This window comes from Marinomonas transparens (assembly GCF_016463975.1).
Lineage (GTDB): Bacteria > Pseudomonadota > Gammaproteobacteria > Pseudomonadales > Marinomonadaceae > Marinomonas > Marinomonas transparens.
In genome coordinates, this window is sequence record NZ_JAEMNX010000007.1 from 33,514 (window position 1) to 50,648 (window position 17,135).

Genomic DNA, 17,135 nt, shown 5'->3' on the forward strand with positions numbered 1-17,135 from the left:
ATGCCTGATTATGATGTCATCGTGGTGGGAGGCGGGACTGTAGGTATGTCCATTGCTTATGGTCTTGAGCGGTTGGGTAAAAAAACGGCTGTGTTTGATCAAGGCGATGATGCGATCCGAGCAGCGGTAGGCAACTTTGGTTTAGTGTGGGTGCAAGGAAAAGGCATTGGAAGCCCAGAGTATGCCGATTGGACAAGGCGTTCAGCAGAACTTTGGGAGCAGTATGGAAAAGAACTGCAAGAACAAAGCGGTATAGACATAGCTTATTCCCGATCAGGCGGTTTCCATTTTTGTCTTAGTGATGAAGAACTTGAGTCTCGTACTTCGCAAATGTCCCAACTCGCGGAAGAAAGTGAGGGGGATTTTAGCTATGAAATGTTAGATCGACATTCGTTATTAGAACGCTTACCGGCTATCGGCCCAGAGGTAAAAGGCGCGTCTTATAGTCCGCTCGATGGACATGTTAACCCTTTGCTTCTACTACGTGCTCTGCATGTTGCTTTCAAAAGCAAAGGAGGGGATTTGTTGGTTGAGTCCGTTCTTGATATTACATTTGATGATTCCGTCTTTACGGTAAGTTCAACGTCGTATGTGAAAACCGCTACTCAAGTGGTATTAGCTGCAGGTTTGGGGAGTGAAAAACTGGCTCCTAAACTGGGTTTAACGACGCCTCTTTATCCGCAACGAGGGCAAATATTAGTCACCGAAAAAACCGCCCCTTTCTTGGATTATCCGACGTCATTAATACGGCAAACAGGTGATGGCAGTGTGCTCCTAGGAGACTCTCATGAAGATGTTGGTTTTGATACTGGGACAAGTTCCGGTGTTATGCATGATATTGCGCAACGTGCCTGCGATATTTTCCCTTACTTAGAAAAATTACGCATCGTTAGGGCTTGGGGAGCATTACGCATCATGAGTCCAGACGGCTTGCCTATTTACGATCAATCGACTCAATACCCCGGGGCGTTTACGGCAACTTGTCATAGTGGCGTGACGCTTTCAGCTGCTCATGCTCTTGATTTTGCAAGCTTTATTAGAGAAGGAGAATTACCTTTTTCCCTAGAAAAATTCAGTGAAAGGAGATTTTATGTTCACTAAAGTGACTTCTGGTGAAGTTCAAACCATCACAATTCAATTTGAAGGTGAAACGTTAGTAGTGCGTAAAGGCCTTAACGTTGCCGCGGCTTTGTTAGAGGCTGGAGTTAAGCAATTTCGCGAAACACCAGTATCAGGACAAGCACGAACGCCATTTTGCATGATGGGGGTTTGCTTTGATTGTCTCCTTATTATTGACGGTATGCATAACCAGCAATCCTGCATGATCGAAGTAGCAGAGGGAATGAAAATCGAGCGTCAATTGGGCATGGCAACCATCGAATTTAATGCTTCTGCAGAACAAGGACTCTAAAATGACGGATACTTTTGACCTAATCATTATCGGTGCTGGTCCTGCTGGTATGGCAGCGGCGGAGCTTGCTGCAAAACATGGCGCTAGCATACTCATACTTGATGAGCAGGCAAGACCTGGTGGGCAAATCTATCGGGCTGTTGAAATAATGGCGAATCGAAATAGAGTCGAGCTTGGCGACTCTTATCATGCGGGATTAACGCTTGTTAACGCATTCCGTGACAGTCATGTTCAATACATCCCCAAAGCTTCTGTGTGGCAAGTATCACAAGGTGGGGAGGTGGGTTATTCCTTTGATGGCACTGCGCATATTGTCATAGGCAAGCAAGTGATTATCGCAACTGGTGCCCAAGAACGTCCTTTTCCTATTCCCGGTTGGACATTATCCGGTGTGATGACCATGGGCGCGGCTCAGATCTTATTAAAAGAATCTGAATTGGCCATAGAAGATGCGGTTTTTGCAGGGTGTGGACCGCTTTTCTATTTGGTTATCCATCAATATTTAACGGCTGGTATTCCTATTAAGGCAGTTATTGATTTGACTCCGAAGGGGAATTATTTAAAGGCGCTTCCTCACTTATTTAGTGCGTTACCCGCTTTGCCCAAAATATATGAAGGGTGGAAATGGAAGAGAGAAATAATCAAATCGAACGTACCCTATTTTTCAGATGTGAGCGATTTGAAAATTCTCGGAGAGGAGGGTGTAACGGGTATTTCATACAAACAAGGTTCGACATGGAAGACGTTAGACGCTAGCCATATTCTTCTTCATCAAGGTGTTGTTCCAAATGTGAATATTAGTTTGGCAGCAGGTTGTAAAAGCAGTTGGAATGAAGACCAAGCTTGCTGGAGAATTAATGTGGATGATTGGTTTCAATCGAGCGTTAAAGGCGTCAGGGTAACGGGAGATGGCGCCTCAATAGGTGGCGCTTTGGCGGCAGAGCAGCGTGGTCGTATTGCCGCCGTAGGAGCTTTAGTTCAGCTTGAAAAAATAACGGCAACGGAAGGTGACCATTTAGCAGCGCCGTATAAAGCAGCATTAGCAGCAGAAATGCGAGTTCGACCTTTTCTCGATGCTTTATTTAAACCGTCTGACACTTTTCGAATCCCTCAACATGACAACACCATTGTTTGCCGCTGTGAAGAAGTGACTGTGGGGCAAGTTCGTCAGGTAGTTGGTATGGGGTGTGCGGGACCTAATCAGTTAAAAAGTTTTAGTCGCTGTGGAATGGGCCCTTGTCAGGGGCGTTTTTGTGGTCTCACTGTGTCTGAGCTCATATCAGAAACCTTGAAAAAACCAGTAAGCGCTGTAGGTTACTATCGCTTACGTCCCCCCGTTAAGCCTTTGCTATTACAAGAGTTGGCTAACCTGAAAATAACAAAGGGAGATAGCTTGTGATAACTAACGCGATAACATCCGCTTCTCGCACTGCCGATGCCATTATCATTGGAGGCGGGCTACATGGTTGCTCGACGGCACTGCAATTGGCAATGCGTGGTATGTCGGTCATCATCATCGAAAAAGATTATGTGGGTAGGCATGCGTCTGGCGTCAACGCAGGGGGAGTCCGACGATTAGGGCGAGACCTTGCAGAGGTTCCGCTTTCTGTTGAATCGGCAAAAATGTGGCATGACATTGAATCGCTTGTTGGTGATGACTGTGGTTTTGTTGCATCACGTCAAATCAAAGTGGCGGAAACGGAAGAACACATGGTTCAACTTCAGAACCGTGTACAACAAGTCAAAGCGCTTGGTTTTGATCATGAGAAAATGATTGATCAAAAAGAGCTTCGTGAGAAATTACCTGCTATATCGGATCATTGTGTAGGGGGGTTAATCGTTGAAGGAGATGGGTCCGCGAACCCATTTCGAACGAGTCAGGCATTTAGGCGACAGTGTGAGAGTCTTGGTGTGCAGCTTAAAGAAAATACAGTGGTAAGCCGCTTTGAAAAAAAAGAAGGTGTGTGGCATATCCATACCAGTATGGGAAAGTTCGAATCGCCTAATTTGGTAAATTGTGCTGGTGCATGGGGCGGAAAAATGGCTGAAATGCTAGGCGAGTCGGTTCCCATTGATACTCGGGCTCCGATGTTGATGATTACCAGCCGTATTCCTCCTTTCATAGACTCTGTGGTTGGTGTTCAAGGTAGACCTCTATCATTTAAACAGTTTGTTAATGGAACTGTTTTGATAGGAGGAGGGCATGTAGGAAAGGCAAATCCAGATACTAATGAAACACTTCTTAAATATGAAGGGCTCGCCATCAACGCGAATATTGCTATGACTCTTTTTCCTCAAATACGTCACGCGAAGATCGTTCGATCATGGGCCGGTATTGAAGGGTATTTACCTGACAATATCCCTGTTATTAGTAAAAGTAACATTGATGGGGCTTTTCATAGCTTTGGGTATTCTGCCCATGGTTTTCAGATGTCTCCCATTGCTGGAAAAATTCTCAGTGAATTGATTATTGATGGTAAAAGCGAACTGTCCATAGACGCTTTTAGTATTAATCGTTTTTCTAATGATAGTCTTAAACCATAATCTCGAAGTGTTATCGATACGATTATTTACCTCTAATTTATAGGAAAAACCATGATAGAAAGAATGGAAACCAAGGCTCGTATGAGCCGTATTGTTAAACATAATGGAACGATTTATTTATGTGGACAGGTATGTGAGGATGCAACTCAAGGCATAAAAGAACAAACAGCAACTATGTTGGATAAAGTAGACAAATTATTACAGGATGCTGGTAGCGATAGAGAGCATATTCTTTCTGCAACCATTTATATAAAGTCCATGCAATATTTCGCGGACATGAATAGTGTTTGGGATAGCTGGGTTCCAGAGGGTTTTGCACCTGCTCGAGCTTGTGTAGAGGCTAGCATGGCACGTGATTCACTACTTGTTGAGATTTCAGTGATAGCCGCTGAAAAATAAGTCTTAATGAAAAAGTTTTAAATCAAAGGTGGATTTATCCACATCCACCTTTGATTTCATTTAATGAGTCGACTTATAGGGTATCTTAAGATAACGCTTTTGCAGTTGAAACAAGATCAACCCCGCTAAAATAATGGCACTGGCTTGATATAAAGCTCCCACCATGTCGGAATGATCTCCATGGGTAAGTTGTAATTTCCACTGAAACACATCGAATAGATAGTCCAATAACAAACCACAGCTTACGGCGCTGACGACGACGGCGATTAAATATAAGGCGAGTTCGCGTTTGCCGAGTTCATTTTTGATTACCATCAAGGTGGCGATGTTGGTTGCGGGACCTGTTAGCATAAAGACCAATGCTGCGCCGGGGGTTATGCCGGACAATAGTAAGCCAACCGCTAATGGGGTGGAGGCTGTTGCACAAATGTACATGGGCACTGAAATTAAAACGATGACCAACATGGCAAACACACCTTGTCCGTACTGAGTGAGAAAGTTTTCAGGAACGAAGGTGGTTACCACGGCCGCAAAGAAGATGCCGATCAGAAACCAGACCATAAAGTCGCGTAATAATTGCCCATAACCAAACACAAAAGAAGCTTTGACTTTGTCGAATAGGCTCTTTGGTTTAGCCGTTTTTTTATGGCAACAGCTTGAAATAGCTTTTTCGCTTGTGTCGTTGTTTTGTGTATCAGCGCTTTTTGAGTTGTTTATTTGGTTTTTGTTTATTTTGCTGCCAAATAGAGCGATCAAACTGCCTGCCATAATGGCAGAGAGAATGGCGGAAATGGGTCTGGCGATGGCCATTAGAGGCCCCATTAGAGCATAAGTGACGCCAATAGAGTCTACACCTGTTTCAGGAGTAGACACCAAAAAGCTGGCGGTACTTGCTTTGCTTGCACCACTTCTTCTAATACCCATTGCGACAGGGATCACCGAACAGGAACACAGTGGTAAAGGCGCACCAATGAAGGCTGCGGTGACCACGCTGTTGCTTTTTCCTAGGGTCGATTCAATCCACTTTTTAGGTACAAGTTGATTAATTGCGCCAGCAATGAACATCCCAGCTAAAAGAAAAGGGGCGGATTCAGTAAAAAGCATAATAAAATTGGTTATAAAATCCACGTTATTCTCCTTCTTCTAATGCGCTAATAATAGAGCAAAACTCGGCACTTTCTTGTCCACCACAGCAGTAATGATGAAGTTTAGAAAGTGTTTCCTTCATCTGTTCTAATCGTTGGATTTGCTCTTCAATTTCTTGCAGCTTGTTGTGTGTAATGGCTTTTGCTTCCGCACAGACATGCTGACTTTTGTCGGTTTTAATGGCGAGTAAAGAGGATGTTTCCGCCAAGCTAAAACCACAGGCTTTGCTTCTTTTGATAAATTTCGCGGTGATTAAGTCCTCGTTCGAATAGTGACGATAGTTGTTATCGCCCCGTTTTGACGGTTTTAACAAGCCTGATTTTTCATAATATCGTAATGTGTGGGCACTAATGCCGGACTGTTTTTCTAAATCGCCGATCTTCATAAAAACACCTACTGCTCATTTAATACCTTTATGATAAACCTTAGAGTATGGTTTAAGGTCAAGGCTTTTTGCTTTCTGTTTTTTTAATTTGAAAGAATAGGAATAATTGAATGCTTAATAGCGATAAATTAATTGCTGGTAGTAAATGGAAAAGCGTTTAGTATCAATGAATAATAATTGAACACATGGCTGCGCCTATTGGGGTTGCTTGATAACGCAGGTCAATGATTTGTTGATTTTCCTCCGTTCTGGCACTTTGCGCTGACATTACGGCCCATTAACACGGCGTTAGAGCACAACAAGAGTTGAGATTAAGATGTTTTCAGCACTCAAGCTATCTCTACAACGCAAGCCCTCTTATCAAGCGATTCAGGCTAATGTACTGTCAGGCTTAACGGTGGGTGTGATTGCGCTTCCGCTCTCAATGGCGTTAGCCATTGCCAGTGGTGTGCCACCACAGCATGGTCTGTATACGGCGATTGTGGCGGGCATTGTTATTGCTCTAACTGGTGGCTCTAGGGTTAATATTTCTGGGCCGACCGCTGCATTTGTTGTCATTCTGCTGCCAATTGTTCAGCAATTCGGCTTAGGTGGCTTGTTAGTCAGTGGGTTTATGGCGGGGTTTATTCTTATTTTCATGGGGATAGGTAAGCTTGGTAAGTTGATCGAAATTGTTCCGTATCCGGTAATTGTTGGGTTTACCGCAGGCATCGGTGTTGTTATTGCTACTTTTCAAATAAAAGATTTTCTAGGTCTGAGTATTGAATCCCTAGACGGTAATTACCTAGATAAATTGTCAGCTCTTTTTTATGCATTACCCTCTATTGATTGGAAAGAAGCCTTAATTGGCGTCTTAACCATGGCAGTGTTACTCGTTTGGCCAAGATTCCGCTCTAGAATCCCCGCCCATCTTGTTGCCTTGTTTGTGGGGAGTCTTTTTGTTTGGGGGCTTGGTTTTTATATTTCCGATTTTTCTGTTGCCACTATTGGCAGTCGTTTTTCATTCGATATAAACGGACTAACGGGGAACGGGATTCCCTCTGTTTTGCCGACCTTTGATTGGCCATGGAATTTACCCGGTACGGACGGCACTGCTATTGGCATCAGTTTTGAACTTGTCCGGTTGCTTCTACCATCCGCGATTACTATTGCTATTTTGGGCTCTTTGGAGTCTCTGTTATGTGCGGTGGTCGCCGATGGTATGTCTGGGAAAAAACATAATCCAAATGATGAGCTTATCGGTCAGGGAATCGGTAATATCATTGCGCCATTGTTTGGTGGCATACCCGCGACGGCGGCGATTGCCCGAACGGCGGCGAATATTAAATTGGGCGGTAGTTTGCCTTTATCATCTGTTATTCATAGTGTGTTTATCGTCGTGAGTATCTTACTGCTGGCGCCACTATTGTCATATATACCTATGGCTTCAATGGCGGCATTGTTGTTAATAGTGGCTTGGAATATGAGTGAGGCTAAACATTTTGTTCGCACCATAAAAGTCGCGCCTAGGGACGATGTACTTGTCTTGATACTGTGTTTTCTACTGACTGTTTTGTTTGATATGACAGTGGCTGTTGCGGTGGGAATAGGGTTAGCGGCCATGCTGTTTATTCGAAGAAGTATTAGTCTTAGCCAAGTTTCAATGGTTGAGGTGGATCATGCTAAGTATGATCTGCCTAATAGCATTGTTGTATATGATATTAATGGCCCCTTGTTTTTTGGCTCTGCTCAAAAAGCGCTGACCACCATTGCTGCAGTGAGATCCGATTTACGAGTAGTGATACTGGATATGTCGGATGTCACTCTGCTGGATATGAGTGCTATTGTCGTTATGGAGTCGATTGTTGCTGATTTGCAAAATAAAAACATTGGCTTGGTGATAGGTAATTTATCGCCGCAGATGATATTAAAGCTCAAGCGTGCCGGAATCCGTAAGCAATCTGGTAAGCTGTTCTTCTCAAGGACGCTAGATCACAGTTTCGAAGCCGCGAGGAAGATGCTCTAACCATGCTTCGTCAAATAACAATAAACCCATCAAAACACTTAATCATACAAGGCGATAAACCGACATCATGACGAGAAAAATCTTAAGTTTGAAGGGAAAAAGAGCGAAAGACGCTGAACCTGTTGATGAGGTGGTTGAGGATTTGTTTCCTAATGACCCACAAAAGCGTTTTTTAAATGGTGTTGCCATTCATCCTGCTCCCTGTATTTGCTTGTCATCGGGTTCTCAGCAACTTTCTATGCGTGCGATGGATTTGATCTCGCCAATTGGCATGGGGCAGCGGGGTTTAATTGTGGCGCCTCCAGGTTCTGGAAAAACCACCATGCTAAAGCATATTTGTCAGGCGGTGGCAGAAGCTTATCCAGATATAAAGCTCTATGCCTTGTTGATCGATGAGCGACCTGAAGAAGTGACGGATTTTAAGCGCAGTGTGTCGGCAGAAGTCCATGCATCATCTTCGGATGAAAGCTATACCCAACATGTGCGTGTGGCCGATGATTTGCTCGACAAGGCCCGTGCGCAAGCGGGCGAAGGTCATGATGTAATGATTGTAATTGATTCCCTTACAAGGCTTTCGCGTGTACACAATGCAGACCGTAAAAGTAGCGGACGAACCATGTCCGGTGGGCTTGATACTAGAGCCTTGGAAATACCTCGTAAGTTATTCGGGGCGGCCAGAAATATCGAAAACGGCGGGTCGCTGACGATTCTAGCGACCATTCTAGTAGATACGGGAAGTCGGATGGATCAGGTGATTTTTGAAGAATTTAAAGGCACAGGTAATATGGAAATCGTATTATCACGGGAGGCCGCGAGCCATCGGGTTTTTCCTGCGCTGGATATTGCGAAAAGCAGTACGCGCCGTGAAGAGCTGCTTATTGATAGCAAAGATATTGTGAAGGTCAGAGCATTACGAAGGTCTCTTACCCACCTTAAAGCGGTGGAGGGCGCTACGAAATTGGTTGAGTTACTAGAAGCCTACCCAACCAACGCCGAGCTGTTGAAGGCTTTCTCGTCGCTAAATTAATCTCTTCTGGTTGAATTTTTCGTTGCTTGCGGGGTAAATAATTGAACGGCGTGTATGAGTGGGTTTTTATAGAAAAGACACAATGTGACGGGACCTAGGAAGCTATATAAAGAACTAGGGAAGTGAAGAAAAAATCATACCGCTCGAATCAATTAGCATGGTCCGAATGAAACGCCGATAGCTCCCGGTAAAAGCATGATCTAGTCAGCATGTTTTTATCGAGAACTATGCCTATTTTATTCGAAATATCTGCTTATTTTGCGGGAGCACCTGCCGTTTAGACGCTTTTCTTATGCCTTTATTGCTACCTATGCTGGGTTCTCTATCATCAAAGGTACAAAAATTAGGTGCTTAGACTGGCTGATGCTCCTTTTGTTAAGAGATCTGATTCTGTTAACGTGGAATGTGTATCATTGGTTATCAAAGTAATGTTATCGTCTTCTTGTTTGGCATCTTTTTTTTCGGATGGCTTTGTGATGCCGGTAAATTTACCACCAGATTCAATGATCAAGTTATCACTATAGACGGTGCCGTTAACGCAACCAGAACTTAAAATCTGGATATAGGTAGCATGACAAGTGCCTTCAAAATAACCATTAACAATTAAATGCTCTGTGGTAATTTCTCCCTGCATGTTACCTGATTCGCTGATTTTAATTTGATTAGTTACTTCAACTTTACCTTCAACGAGCCCATCAATTTGTAGGCGATTTTCTACTTTGATATGTCCGTTAATTGCGCAGCCTTCTGCGATGAGAGTTGTAGCTGACGACTGACTCTTAACTCTATTTTTTCCACCAAAGATTCCCATCGTACACCTCTTACACTTTTAAAAATTGCATCAAAGTTGTCAACATTCCAATCCAAAAACTGTTTTGGATTTAATGGTCGTCCAATAAACCTTACCTCATAATGAAGGTGTGGCCCAGAAGATAACCCACTGTTTCCTGAATAAGCGATTAAATCGCCTTTTTTTACGAAATCTCCTTTTTTAGCAACGAACTTACTCAAATGAGAATAAGAACTTGAAAATCCATAGCCATGCAGGATTCGAAGATAGTTGCCAGAGCCTTTTTTACTCGGGCGTGTTACTTCTACTGTCCCATCCGCTGGCGCATAAACAGGAGTGCCTGTATTAACCGCGAAGTCTTGCCCACGGTGAAATTTCATTATCCCTGTGACAGGATGTTTTCGTTTCCCATAACCAGAAGATGTCCGTGCATTTTTTACTGGCGGACCACTTGGGATTTGCGTCAACATTGCTACCCGTATTGATGAAGTGATTGCTGCCGTATCTAAACGGGACTCAAGCTCGTCACCCTTATGGTTATCCATGTCTAAAAGGTTTTCTAAATCTCCTAATCGATCAGAGACGATTTGCATGCGCTCTTCCCGTTCTGATAAATCATGCTCTAAGCTTATTTTTAATGCTGTGAGTGATGTGATCTCTTTACTTAAAGACGTTGATTTATGTTCTAGTTCAAGCAGCTTGAGCTTAGAAAATTCTGCGTTGTTTACTAGGTAGTAAATGGCGACGGCTGATACCACGATACTAATAAATGTCATGTAAGCGATGAATTTTAATGCATGACGCATTTTCTTGCCAAAGCTAATGTGCTTGGTTCCATGAATCGAAGAGACGGATACTGTTACATGATCTTTCATCGCTTTAGTTTCTTACCAACATCATAATTTACTGTTTAGAGAGAGCATACTATCTGATTTTGTATACTTTTGTATATTCGAGAATTCCTTTTTACATAATTATAACTTTCACTCAAGTATCAGGGTGGTGTTCGCCTTTACTTAGTATCACCAATTGGCTTGATTGACATTACGCCCTACGATGACGACTTTTTCTTACGTTCATAGGGCATTTTATGGGGACCATTTAAAAGAGATCTGGCGCCTAACGATTCGCTTTGCGAACATAATTTAAGATTGAAACAGGTACCACTTTTCTTACCGAAAAGCCTTCTATTTCTTTGCGTTTAATGATGTGTTTTAAACGGCTCTCGATGGCGCACAGGTTTTTAAAGTCGCCCATGGCAACAAAAGAGATGGCTTCCCCTGTGGCACCAGCACGACCGGTTCGGCCAATACGATGTATGTATTCTTCCGGTTTAAAGGGGAGGTCGTAATTCACCACGCGACTCAATTCGCCAATATCCAAACCGCGGGCGGCAACGCCAGTGGCAACTAAGTATTTGAGTTTGCCGGATTTGAAGTCGGTCAAAATCTTTTCACGCATGGTTTGGCTTCTATCGCCATGGATGGAATCGGCTTCAATGCCACGTTTTGCTAACTGGGAGACCAGCTTGGCAGCACCGTGCTTTTTCTCGATAAAAATAAGCGCCTGATCCCACTTTTGCTCGTTAATTAAGTGACTTAGTAGTGCCGATTTTGTGTCTTTATCTACGGTGATTAACCACTGCTTTATATTGGCTGCCGCTTTGGTCTTGGGAGAAATAGAGATTTCTGTAGCAGGTTTGCTCATTTTGTCATCAGAAAAACCGTAGGCGAGGGCATGCACGTCGTCGGTCATGGTGGCCGAAAACAACAGGTTTTGTCTGTCGCTGGGTAAGCGATCGATGATTTTATTGATATCGCCAACAAACCCCATATCCACCATTCTATCTGCTTCATCTAATACCAGAACTTCAAGTTCATCAAAATGCAGGGCGCGTTGATGAGCTAGATCAAGTAGTCGGCCCGGTGTAGCAACTAGGATATCGATGCCTTCGATTAAACGCTGTTTTTGTGGTTCGGAATCTACACCACCATAAACTGCCATAGAACTTAGTTTAAGGTGTTTGCTGTACTGGGCAATACTGGCCTCTACTTGAACCGCCAATTCACGGGTGGGTACTAAAATAAGTGCCCGTATGCGTTTACCTCTTAATGTACCTGTCTTCTTGAATCTTTCTAATATGGGTAGAACAAAAGCCGCTGTTTTACCGGTTCCTGTTTGCGCGGTAGCGATCAGGTCTTTGCCCGATAAAATAATAGGAATGGCTTGTTTTTGGATTGCCGTAGGAGTGGTGTAGCCCAGTTCTTTAGTCGCTTGTACAAGAGGGTTAGATAACCCCAATTTTGAAAATGGCATAGAGGCTCGACAGGTTGTCATCAGGAGAGTGACAGGCAGTATAGCGTAAAAGTTGTCGTGGAGTTTGTCTAAGATTGTAAAAAAAACTATGGTTTGTTCGTTGTTTGAGTACCGTTGCTCGGCTAGTCTAAGCCGTTAGGTCTTATACAAAAGTTAGAATAGGGCGAATTAATTGAGGTGAATATATGACAAGAAAAAGAATATTATTTACAGGTGGGTCGGGCAAAGCTGGCAAGCACGTCGTAGCGTATTTACTAGAGCAAGGACATCGAGTAATGAACGTCGACCTAGTCCCGTTGGATCACCCCGGAGTAGATAACTTAATTGCTGATATTACAGATTCTGGGCAGATGTTTAATGCCATGAGCTCTTATGCTGGCTTTGACGAAATGGAGCCCGGTACTGGTGTACCAGCATTCGATGCTGTGGTGCATTTTGCTGCTGTGCCTAGAATCTTAATTAACCCTGATAATGAAACCTTTCGAGTGAATACCATGGGCACTTATAACGTGATTGAAGCGGCGGTTAAGTTCGGTATTAAGAAGGTGATCATTGCTTCGTCAGAGACGACCTATGGCATCTGTTTTTCCGATGGCGAGACGAATCCTCAGTCGTTACCGCTGGATGAGGACTATGATGTTGATCCCATGGACAGCTACGGTTTATCTAAAGTAGTGAATGAAAAAACAGCGCGTAGTTTTCAGCGCCGTTCAGGGGCCGATATTTACGCGCTTCGCATTGGCAATGTGGTTGAGCCACATGAGTATGCAGAATTGTTTCCTGATTATTTTAAAAATCCTGAAGTACGTCGTAGAAATGCGTTTTGCTATATTGATGCACGGGACTTAGGGCAGATTGTTGATCTTTGCTTGAAAAAAGACGGTCTTGGTTATCAGGTTTTTAATGCTGGAAACGATCATAATGGGGCCATTATCCCCAGTAAAGAGTTAGCTGAACGCTTTTTCTCTGGCGTGCCGATTACCCGTGAACTGGGCGAGCATGAAGCACTATTTTCGAACCGTAAAATTCGTGATGTGCTTGGCTTTAAAGAACAGCATAACTGGCAGAAATATGTCAATGCCCCTAAAGTATAAAGAAAGGTACAGATGAATTACGATGAGTTTAATGCTTTTTGTGGCTCTTTTTCTGCAACGACCTATGTTGTTCAGTGGGGCGGTTCACATGTCTGGAAAGTCGGAGGTAAAGTGTTTGCTGTTGGAGGGTGGGCAAAAGATAAAACGCCTGCATTTACATTTAAAACATCAGAATTGAACTTTGCTTTTTTAAGAGAAAGTGACGGCTATCGACCTGCTCCCTATTTAGCTAGCCGTGGTATGTTGTGGATACAGCAATATACAAACAAACAAGAGCAAGATGAGGCGTTGCGTTATTACTTGAGTGAATCCTATCGTCTAGTGTCATTAGGGCTCACTAAGAAAAAACAAAAAGAGCTTGGCTTAAATCAAGACTGATATTGTAAAAAAGGATCATAATTAAGTGGCTCAAAAGACCTTATAGCCGCTGGCTCTGCTTACCTTCCCTAGTTTAGCTAGCTATTCTTCGCCCTTCAGCAAGGCGTGGTAGAAACTCAAGTTAGGGTGGATTAAATTATGCTTGATATAAATTTTCTTACGATTTTTTTGGGCTGGTGCTCAATAATTAATGTTGGTGTTTTGATATTTTCGTTTTTATTTATTTCTGTATTTAGGAACTTAGTTATCAACATTCACAGTGGTTTAATGGGGGTTAAACCCAGCGAACTTCCCCAGCTCTATTTTCACTATATGAGCATGTATAAAATCATTATTGTCGTTTTTAATATTGTTCCGTATTTCGCAATAAAAATAATGACTTAGTGTAAGCCCTATATACTAGGGAAGCATAAACATTAAGCATTGTGATTTTAAAAGAGATTCTTTCATTTTATGTTTCATTTCAGTTGAAAAGCGGAACAAAGCTATGATGTTTTGGTCTGATCAACAAAATTAACTCGTTCTTATTCAGTGATGATAAGTATTTAAACTTAAATTGGAAAATTAAATGAATCGTTCTTCGACACATAAGCCACGTCCCATGGTTGATCTGATTGTTAGCGTTGTATTGCCGTCTTTTATTTTAATGAAATTAAGTGGTGAGGATGAGTTGGGGGTCAGTGGGGGCTTGATCCTTGCTCTTGCTTTTCCGCTTGGGTGGGGCGTTTTTGAATTAATAAAGCATAAGAAGTTTAACTTTATTGCTTTGTTAGGGCTGGTGAGTGTTTTGCTGACAGGTAGCATAGGTTTGTTCGAGCTTGATAATAAATGGTTAGCGATTAAAGAAGCGGCGATACCAGCCATAATAGGCATTGCTGTATTGGTATCTTCTTTTACACCTTATCCGCTTGTTAGGGCCTTATTGTTTAATGCATCGGTCATGGATGTGGACATGATTAAGCAAAAACTGGAAGAAAACAGAAGTACTGTGGCATTTGAAAAAAAGATGATGCGGGCAACGTATTTTGTGGCTGGCTCTTTTGCCTTTTCAGCGGTAATGAATTACGTATTAGCCAAGTGGATTGTTACCAGTCCTGCTGGAACAGAAGCCTTTAATGAAGAGCTTGGCCAAATGACGTTATACAGTTATCCAATGATTGCGCTTCCTTCTATGGTGATGATGATGGCTATATTTTATTACCTATGGCGCAGCATTAATAAAGCAACCGGTTTAAAACTAGAAGATTTGATGGTTAAAAAATGAGTCTAAAAAAGCTAAAGCTTGTTACGGTTTTTTGTATCTATGGTTTTCAATGACGTCTCTTACGGTTTCTAGTGCGTTTTGTAATGTATCCATATCCACAGAGCCTAATGCTAAGCGAATGGCATGGGGGACAATGGGGGAGGTGGAGAAAGGCTCTGCGGTAGAGGCTGATATTCCCTGTTCAAGCAGTACTTTTACTACTTGATCCGATCGGCCTTCTTCTAGTAAAGGCAGCCACGCAAAATATGAGTGTGGGTGGTTTTGATACTGATAGCCTGTAAAAACTTCAACGAATAAGGTTTGTCTTTTAGCGGCATCGATACGCTTTTCTTGTTCTAGCTGTGCAACCGTGCCGTCCTCTATCCAATTGCAAGCCAATGCGGTGATAATAGCGGGTGTATTCCATGTGGAGGCACGAATTGCACGTTCCAATAAGGAAACCCATTTATTCGGCGCTGTGATAAATCCAAAACGTAATCCAGTCGCGACATTTTTGGAAAGGCTCGAAACATAGACGGTTCGCTCAGGTGCAAGCATAGCAATAGGTTGCGGTGCATTTAGTTCCAAAAAAGCATAGGGCGCGTCTTCAATAATGACTAGGTCATGGCGACGAGCGATTTCCACAATATCGTGACGTTGTGATTCACTCATGACCCAACCGAGAGGATTGTGCACAGTAGGTTGAAGGTATAAGGCCTTTACTTTTCGTTGCGTACAAATCTCTGTTAGGTAGTTTATATCAAGACACTGTTGTCGATTAGGAATAGGAAGCAATTCTATTCCTAATGCTTGCGCCAGTGCTTTTATTCCCGAATAAGTCAATGCATCAACGGCCATTACATCACCCGCTTTTAGAAGTGCCATGGCGGTGGAGATTAAACCATGTTGAGCTCCTCCAACGATCAGAGTGTTTTTCGCATCTGTTATTAAGCCTCGACTGCGCAGGTGGTTGGTAACAATGACGCGTTCATGATCTCGACCTGCATGTGGCTGATAACGTAATAAACTTTCTAGATCTCCTGATAATGCGAGTTGTCGTAGAGCAAGCCGTAACTGATCGGATTGTTGAGGCAGTGATGGATAATTAAAGTTGAGGTCAATGATATCGTCAATCATAGGCTGTTGGTCTGTTCCCCAGCCTTTTGGCAATGACACTTCTCTTACAAAAGAGCCTCGCCCCGTTTCGCCAGCTACTAACCCCATTCTAATTAGCTCTCGGTAAACTTTTGAAGCGGTTGCTAAGGCAATGCCATACTGTTTAGCTAGTTGTCTATGGGTAGGTAATTGAACGCCCGGTGTTAATTTTCCTGATCGAATGTCTGATGCAAAGACATCGACAATGTTTTTATAGCTAGCTTTAGCCATGTCGAAATGTACCTATGACAATTTTTTGATTGTATTAGATTACGGGGTTACTGTTTTTCCATCAAATTACTTTAAGGGAAAACATGAATGAAGATATCTATTCTCACATTTGAGGGTTTTAATGAACTCGATTCTTTAATTGCGTTTGGTATTTTGAGTCGTGTTAAAAAGCCTGATTGGCAGGTTTCTATTACCAGCCCGACATCACAGGTTTGCTCTATGAATGGTTTGGTATTAGAAGCAACAAAGACCTTATCTGATATAGCAGATGACGATGTGGTATTGATTGGTAGTGGTTTGAAAACAAGAGAGGTTGTTGCGGATGAATTGCTCATGGCTCAGCTTAAGCTTGATCCAACTCGTCAGTTGATCGGTGCACAATGCTCTGGTGCACTTATTTTAGAAAAACTGGGGTTATTAAAAAAAATGCCAGTTTGTACAGATTTGACCACCGCACCTTGGGTGAAAGAAACGGGGGTTAAGGTTTTAGATCAGGCCTTTTATGCAGAACAAAATATTGCTTCATCTGGTGGTTGTTTGGCGTCATTGTATTTAGCCTGCTGGGTCATTGCTAGAGCTGAAGGTCTCGAAGAAGCCAAAGAGCAAATGCATTACTTTGCGCCAGTTGGTGAAAAAGAGGCCTATGTCGAAGCAATGGTGCGAAATATATCTCCTTATCTAGGGAAGGTCTGAATAAGTCTACTAAGACTCAGTCTTTCAGAGAAATCGTCAAATAAGGCGCGACTCTGATGTAATGTAAGTACCTTTCAAAGAGGCGCAACGCAGTGTGGCGGTTTCTATGAAAGACCCGCAGGGCATGGTCTAAAAGCCTGAATTCTTTGTTGAGCACCTCGACAATAGGGCAACTATTCACATTCGGTACTCGCCTTGAATAACAGGCTTTTATCCACATGCTGAGACAAGAGGACTTGTTCAGATCTTCCCTAATAGCAAATTCAGTTTCTTACCCAGATTGAATCGCTATTGAAGGCTGGGCTATGATGTGTCGAG

Annotated in this window: 18 protein-coding genes; 12 read left to right on the top strand and 6 right to left on the bottom strand. The window is 42.9% G+C overall.

Annotation, left to right across the window (positions count from 1 at the left end):
• Genes I8J31_RS08225 through I8J31_RS08245 form a run of 5 tightly spaced genes read left to right on the top strand, consistent with a single transcriptional unit; the run spans position 1 to position 4,354 of the window.
• Complete coding sequence (locus tag I8J31_RS08225) at positions 1-1,101, top strand: NAD(P)/FAD-dependent oxidoreductase (protein WP_199467799.1); 1,101 nt, start codon at positions 1-3, stop codon at positions 1,099-1,101.
• A complete protein-coding gene (locus I8J31_RS08230) occupies positions 1,091-1,411 on the top strand; it encodes a (2Fe-2S)-binding protein (RefSeq protein ID WP_199467800.1) in 321 nt (106 codons plus the stop codon). Before I8J31_RS08225 ends, I8J31_RS08230 begins: the two co-directional genes overlap by 11 nt.
• 1 nt (position 1,412) lies before the next feature.
• Positions 1,413-2,810: an FAD/NAD(P)-dependent oxidoreductase gene (locus I8J31_RS08235; protein ID WP_199467801.1), complete on the top strand. Its 1,398-nt coding sequence runs from the start codon at positions 1,413-1,415 to the stop codon at positions 2,808-2,810.
• Positions 2,807-3,955 carry an NAD(P)/FAD-dependent oxidoreductase gene (locus I8J31_RS08240; RefSeq protein ID WP_325101182.1) on the top strand — a complete coding sequence of 383 codons (1,149 nt, stop codon included), beginning with the start codon at positions 2,807-2,809 and terminating at the stop codon, positions 3,953-3,955. The genes I8J31_RS08235 and I8J31_RS08240 overlap by 4 nt, the downstream gene beginning before the upstream one ends.
• Before the next feature lie 51 nt (positions 3,956-4,006).
• Positions 4,007-4,354: a RidA family protein gene (locus I8J31_RS08245; protein ID WP_199467802.1), complete on the top strand. Its 348-nt coding sequence runs from the start codon at positions 4,007-4,009 to the stop codon at positions 4,352-4,354.
• Positions 4,355-4,414: 60 nt separating this feature from the next.
• Here I8J31_RS08245 and I8J31_RS08250 read toward each other — a convergent pair whose 3' ends face one another.
• The gene (locus I8J31_RS08250; protein WP_325101183.1) at positions 4,415-5,482 is read right to left on the bottom strand and encodes an SO_0444 family Cu/Zn efflux transporter; all 1,068 of its coding nucleotides are present in this window, start codon (positions 5,480-5,482) and stop codon (positions 4,415-4,417) included.
• A 1-nt stretch (position 5,483) separates the two neighbouring features.
• Complete coding sequence (gene zntR / locus I8J31_RS08255) at positions 5,484-5,885, bottom strand: Zn(2+)-responsive transcriptional regulator (RefSeq protein WP_199467803.1); 402 nt, start codon at positions 5,883-5,885, stop codon at positions 5,484-5,486.
• Positions 5,886-6,201: 316 nt separating this feature from the next.
• On the opposite strand from zntR, the gene dauA reads away from it, so the two are divergent.
• Positions 6,202-7,890, top strand: a complete 1,689-nt coding sequence (gene dauA / locus I8J31_RS08260; RefSeq protein ID WP_199467804.1) for a C4-dicarboxylic acid transporter DauA — start codon at positions 6,202-6,204, stop codon at positions 7,888-7,890.
• A gap of 67 nt (positions 7,891-7,957) precedes the next feature.
• The gene (rho, locus tag I8J31_RS08265) at positions 7,958-8,917 is read left to right on the top strand and encodes a transcription termination factor Rho (protein ID WP_199467805.1); all 960 of its coding nucleotides are present in this window, start codon (positions 7,958-7,960) and stop codon (positions 8,915-8,917) included.
• A 343-nt stretch (positions 8,918-9,260) separates the two neighbouring features.
• On the opposite strand, the gene I8J31_RS08270 is transcribed toward rho, so the two are convergent.
• The 3 genes from I8J31_RS08270 to I8J31_RS08280 form a co-directional block, all read right to left on the bottom strand.
• Entirely contained in the window at positions 9,261-9,728 is a 468-nt protein-coding gene (locus tag I8J31_RS08270) for a bactofilin family protein (protein ID WP_199467806.1), read from the bottom strand.
• Positions 9,632-10,582 (bottom strand): M23 family metallopeptidase, encoded by a 951-nt coding sequence (locus I8J31_RS08275; RefSeq protein ID WP_199467807.1) that lies wholly within the window; start codon positions 10,580-10,582, stop codon positions 9,632-9,634. Before I8J31_RS08275 ends, I8J31_RS08270 begins: the two co-directional genes overlap by 97 nt.
• Before the next feature lie 244 nt (positions 10,583-10,826).
• The gene (locus I8J31_RS08280) at positions 10,827-12,023 is read right to left on the bottom strand and encodes a DEAD/DEAH box helicase (RefSeq protein WP_199467808.1); all 1,197 of its coding nucleotides are present in this window, start codon (positions 12,021-12,023) and stop codon (positions 10,827-10,829) included.
• A gap of 185 nt (positions 12,024-12,208) precedes the next feature.
• Between I8J31_RS08280 and I8J31_RS08285 the strand changes: the two genes are divergently transcribed.
• The 4 genes from I8J31_RS08285 to I8J31_RS08295 all read left to right on the top strand — a co-directional run bounded on the left by I8J31_RS08285 (position 12,209) and on the right by I8J31_RS08295 (position 14,759).
• Positions 12,209-13,117 carry an NAD-dependent epimerase/dehydratase family protein gene (locus I8J31_RS08285; protein ID WP_199467809.1) on the top strand — a complete coding sequence of 303 codons (909 nt, stop codon included), beginning with the start codon at positions 12,209-12,211 and terminating at the stop codon, positions 13,115-13,117.
• Positions 13,118-13,129: 12 nt separating this feature from the next.
• A complete protein-coding gene (locus tag I8J31_RS08290; RefSeq protein ID WP_199467810.1) occupies positions 13,130-13,495 on the top strand; it encodes an MmcQ/YjbR family DNA-binding protein in 366 nt (121 codons plus the stop codon).
• A 138-nt stretch (positions 13,496-13,633) separates the two neighbouring features.
• Positions 13,634-13,879: a DUF6868 family protein gene (locus tag I8J31_RS21210; protein WP_369122886.1), complete on the top strand. Its 246-nt coding sequence runs from the start codon at positions 13,634-13,636 to the stop codon at positions 13,877-13,879.
• Positions 13,880-14,063: 184 nt separating this feature from the next.
• Complete coding sequence (locus I8J31_RS08295; protein WP_199467811.1) at positions 14,064-14,759, top strand: VC0807 family protein; 696 nt, start codon at positions 14,064-14,066, stop codon at positions 14,757-14,759.
• Positions 14,760-14,780: 21 nt separating this feature from the next.
• On the opposite strand, the gene I8J31_RS08300 is transcribed toward I8J31_RS08295, so the two are convergent.
• Positions 14,781-16,124 (bottom strand): aminotransferase-like domain-containing protein, encoded by a 1,344-nt coding sequence (locus I8J31_RS08300; protein ID WP_199467812.1) that lies wholly within the window; start codon positions 16,122-16,124, stop codon positions 14,781-14,783.
• An 87-nt stretch (positions 16,125-16,211) separates the two neighbouring features.
• Here I8J31_RS08300 and I8J31_RS08305 point away from each other — a divergent pair, with 87 nt between their 5' ends.
• Positions 16,212-16,817: a DJ-1/PfpI family protein gene (locus I8J31_RS08305; protein ID WP_199467813.1), complete on the top strand. Its 606-nt coding sequence runs from the start codon at positions 16,212-16,214 to the stop codon at positions 16,815-16,817.
• Positions 16,818-17,135: the final 318 nt, after the last annotated feature.

What these genes read in the sequence shown, in the direction of transcription:
- I8J31_RS08305 (WP_199467813.1), top strand. Translation starts at nt 16,212, where the DNA reads ATGAAGATATCTATTCTCACATTTGAGGGTTTTAATGAACTCGATTCT.
- I8J31_RS08230 (WP_199467800.1), top strand. Translation starts at nt 1,091, where the DNA reads ATGTTCACTAAAGTGACTTCTGGTGAAGTTCAAACCATCACAATTCAA.
- I8J31_RS08285 (WP_199467809.1), top strand. Translation starts at nt 12,209, where the DNA reads ATGACAAGAAAAAGAATATTATTTACAGGTGGGTCGGGCAAAGCTGGC.
- I8J31_RS08225 (WP_199467799.1), top strand. Translation starts at nt 1, where the DNA reads ATGCCTGATTATGATGTCATCGTGGTGGGAGGCGGGACTGTAGGTATG.
- rho (WP_199467805.1), top strand. Translation starts at nt 7,958, where the DNA reads ATGACGAGAAAAATCTTAAGTTTGAAGGGAAAAAGAGCGAAAGACGCT.
- I8J31_RS08245 (WP_199467802.1), top strand. Translation starts at nt 4,007, where the DNA reads ATGATAGAAAGAATGGAAACCAAGGCTCGTATGAGCCGTATTGTTAAA.
- I8J31_RS08275 (WP_199467807.1), bottom strand. Translation starts at nt 10,582, where the DNA reads ATGAAAGATCATGTAACAGTATCCGTCTCTTCGATTCATGGAACCAAG.
- I8J31_RS08280 (WP_199467808.1), bottom strand. Translation starts at nt 12,023, where the DNA reads ATGCCATTTTCAAAATTGGGGTTATCTAACCCTCTTGTACAAGCGACT.
- I8J31_RS21210 (WP_369122886.1), top strand. Translation starts at nt 13,634, where the DNA reads ATGCTTGATATAAATTTTCTTACGATTTTTTTGGGCTGGTGCTCAATA.
- I8J31_RS08235 (WP_199467801.1), top strand. Translation starts at nt 1,413, where the DNA reads ATGACGGATACTTTTGACCTAATCATTATCGGTGCTGGTCCTGCTGGT.
- I8J31_RS08270 (WP_199467806.1), bottom strand. Translation starts at nt 9,728, where the DNA reads ATGGGAATCTTTGGTGGAAAAAATAGAGTTAAGAGTCAGTCGTCAGCT.
- I8J31_RS08290 (WP_199467810.1), top strand. Translation starts at nt 13,130, where the DNA reads ATGAATTACGATGAGTTTAATGCTTTTTGTGGCTCTTTTTCTGCAACG.
- dauA (WP_199467804.1), top strand. Translation starts at nt 6,202, where the DNA reads ATGTTTTCAGCACTCAAGCTATCTCTACAACGCAAGCCCTCTTATCAA.
- zntR (WP_199467803.1), bottom strand. Translation starts at nt 5,885, where the DNA reads ATGAAGATCGGCGATTTAGAAAAACAGTCCGGCATTAGTGCCCACACA.
- I8J31_RS08300 (WP_199467812.1), bottom strand. Translation starts at nt 16,124, where the DNA reads ATGGCTAAAGCTAGCTATAAAAACATTGTCGATGTCTTTGCATCAGAC.
- I8J31_RS08295 (WP_199467811.1), top strand. Translation starts at nt 14,064, where the DNA reads ATGAATCGTTCTTCGACACATAAGCCACGTCCCATGGTTGATCTGATT.